Raw genomic sequence first — 3,047 nt, forward strand, 5'->3', positions numbered from 1 at the left:
GGGGAACGCTGGTCAGGCTAATTACGCCGCCTCAAAGGCTGGAATGATTGGATTCACCAAGAGTATCGCCCTGGAACTGGGGTCTCGCAATATTCGTTGCAACGCCATCGCTCCCGGTTTTATCGAGACGGAAATGACCCAAAAACTCGACGAGAAAACCGTTCAGGGTTGGCGAGATGCAATTCCACTAAAAAGGGGAGGGTCTGCAGAGGATGTTGCCAATGCGTGTCTGTTTCTCGCTTCTGACCTGTCCGGGTATGTCACCGGTCAGGTAATTCATGTAGACGGTGGAATGCTCACCTGATCAGTAAGGTTCTAAACCCAGGGGAAATAAACGCGTGCCACTGCGGACAAGTTTAACTTCAAGGGTTTAAGAGAGACAGTTCCTTTTTTTTTGTCGATTTTTGTACTTCACTATTCTGCTAGATAATACTGTCAGGGTATGTCTGCAATCCTTTTTTAAATCCAAATGAATGACGCTTGAGAATGTACTTTGGATCACCCTGAGTGCAGTACTGGCTATCGCATTGGCGTGGATCAGTTATTTTTACAAGTCCGGAAAGACACCGCATCAATGGCTTTTAGCTTGCTTAAGATGCCTGGGGCTATTTTCAGCGTTTCTACTTCTCGCTCCCCTCCAGTTTGAAAAGGTCACTGTCAATATGGAACCGCACCGGCTGATGCTTGTATTGGACAACAGTGTTTCTGCAGGACGCAACGCGTCACGTCCGGCCCTTGAACAAGCCCATGATTTTTTCATGAAGGATGCCGAGCTCCCTGAGCGCTTTGATTTACAGGTATTTACGTTCGGATCAGGGGTTCGGAAAGGGGATACCTTGGATTTTTCTGAAAAGCGAACCGACATCGCCGGGACTTTGAAAACACTTTCAAATGCCAGTCTGGATGGAAATACCAGTGTTGTACTCGTTACTGATGGAATTCAAAATCAGGGTAGGGGCTGGCTGCCCTCCGGTCCTAATGCCATCTCGGTATTTCCGGTCGTAATCGGGGATACAACAGCATATCGCGATATTCGAATCGATGGGTTGAACAGCAATCGCTTCGCCTTTCTCGACAATCAATACCCCCTGGAAGTCCTGATCTCCTATCGGGGGGACGAAGCCACAACGGCGCTTTTAACTGTTTTTGACAATGGCAGGAAAGTGCATAGTGAACAAGTTCCACTCTCCGCAGGCCGGGCGAGTAAGCGTTTATCGGTCCTTATGTCGGCCCGGGAAGTGGGCTTTCACACCCTGACGGCAGAGGTGGCATCCCTGGAGAATGAACGAAACACAAGGAATAACCGTCAGACTGCGGGTATTGAAGTGATTGACGAAAAAACAAGGGTGACTATAGTGGCCGGTCGGTCCCATCCGGATATCGGGGCGCTTACCCGGTCTATTGAGAGTAATGAGCAGCGGCAGGTGGTCCTGATAAAGCCCGGGGATGTCCCATCCAAAGCTGACGACACTGACGTATGGATTTTCTATCAACCGGATCCGGCATTTCGAAAGGCTTACGCCGCCCTGGAAAATGGAAACAAACCGCTCCTTACCGTGACCGGAGGTCTGACCAACTGGAATTTTTTAAACGGGATTCAGAAGACATTCCGCCTGGAGGGTCCGGGCCCTGAGGAAGAACTCCTGCCGGAGTTGAACCCATCTTTTAGCTACTTTGATGCCCGGGACTGGGCTGTGGGCAGTTATCCGCCCATTTCCGGATTTTTGGGTGAATACCTGGTCCTCCAACCCCACGAGAATCTTTTGGGGCAACGTGTTCGCGGTATATCGTTGAATGAGCCACTGATGACTTTGGTCAAGGGTACAGAGCGGCGTGAAGTTGTCATCTTTGGAGAGGGCCTATGGAAATGGCGTATGCATTCCTATACCCAGGATGGGGATTTCCTGAAATTTGATACACTCTTTGGCAAGCTTTGGTTGTTTCTGGGGGCCGGAAAGGCGAATGAACGTCTCAACCTCGATTATCAAAATGTATTTGACGGGCAGGAGGCGGCAGTGATTCGGGCACAATTTTTTGACGAAGCCCTGCGCTTTGATCCCTCCGCACAATTGACGCTTCAAATCCGGGATAGTACCGGTTCACTTTTGGATTCGTACCCTATGGCTGTTTCCAAAAGGGAATACCAGGCAGATATAAGCAGCCTATCTCCGGGGGCGTATTCCTTTGAAGTAGCTGTCGATGACACAGCCTTCAGGAAATCGGGGCAGTTTCGCATTCAGGAATTCGATTTGGAAAACCAACAGGTTCGAAGTGATCCCGAAGCCTTGCAGTCTATCGCTCAGGCAAGTGGAGGAGCCCTGTATTACCCTTCGCAACTCGAACAGTTAAGAGATAGCCTTATGAGCGGGGATCGCTTTCGCCCGGTGAGCCGAAGCCAGAGAAATGTAGTATCTTTGATAGATTTCCGCTGGCTTCTTGGGCTCATAGTCGCAGCCTTTGGAGCGGAGTGGTTTTTAAGGAAATACAACGGATTATTATAAAAACAAATGAACACATGGATAAATTACCTAAAATAGCATTACCGACAATTTTACTCATTATCGTCGCCATTATTCTGGTCAGTAAATCGGCCATCGTCATCGGTTCCGGGGAGGCTGGCGTGCTTTACCGAACCTTCGGGGAAGGCGTAGTTACCGATGAGCCTCCTCTGGGGGAGGGTTTCCACCTGGTTGCACCCTGGAATAAAGTATTTATTTACGAGGTGCGTCAACAGGAAGTATTTGAGAAAATGAAGGTGCTCTCCAGTAATGGTTTGGATATACAGCTGGAAGCCTCGGCATGGTTCCAACCCGATTACAATGCATTGGGCAAATTGCATCAGGAGAAAAGTGAGGATTACAAGGATCGTATCCTTTTACCTGCTATTCGATCGGCTGCACGTTCCGTTGTCGGGCGTTATACCCCGGAACAATTGTATTCCTCCAAAAGAGACGCGATTCAGAATGAGATTTTTGAAGAGACTAAAATTACCGTTGAGGATCAATATATTCAGCTCAACGAAATCCTGGTTCGGGATGTTACCCTTC

General features: G+C 48.9%; 3 protein-coding genes. All 3 read left to right on the forward strand.

The features are described from left to right. The coding region (locus WBV75_RS05780) for an SDR family oxidoreductase (RefSeq protein ID WP_424119696.1) at window positions 1-304 on the forward strand (304 nt) is incomplete at its 5' end. Window positions 305-473: 169 nt separating this feature from the next. Next, window positions 474-2,501, forward strand: a complete 2,028-nt coding sequence (locus WBV75_RS05785) for a VWA domain-containing protein (protein WP_424119697.1) — start codon at window positions 474-476, stop codon at window positions 2,499-2,501. Between the two features lie 14 nt (window positions 2,502-2,515). Then, on the forward strand, window positions 2,516-3,047 hold a 532-nt coding region (locus WBV75_RS05790), incomplete at its 3' end, for a prohibitin family protein (protein WP_424119698.1).

This window comes from Robiginitalea sp. (assembly GCF_049588695.1).
In the GTDB taxonomy this organism is placed as follows: domain Bacteria; phylum Bacteroidota; class Bacteroidia; order Flavobacteriales; family Flavobacteriaceae; genus Robiginitalea.

Coding starts and splice junctions, on each gene's coding strand:
- WBV75_RS05785 (WP_424119697.1), top strand. CDS start 474: ATGACGCTTGAGAATGTACTTTGGATCACCCTGAGTGCAGTACTGGCT.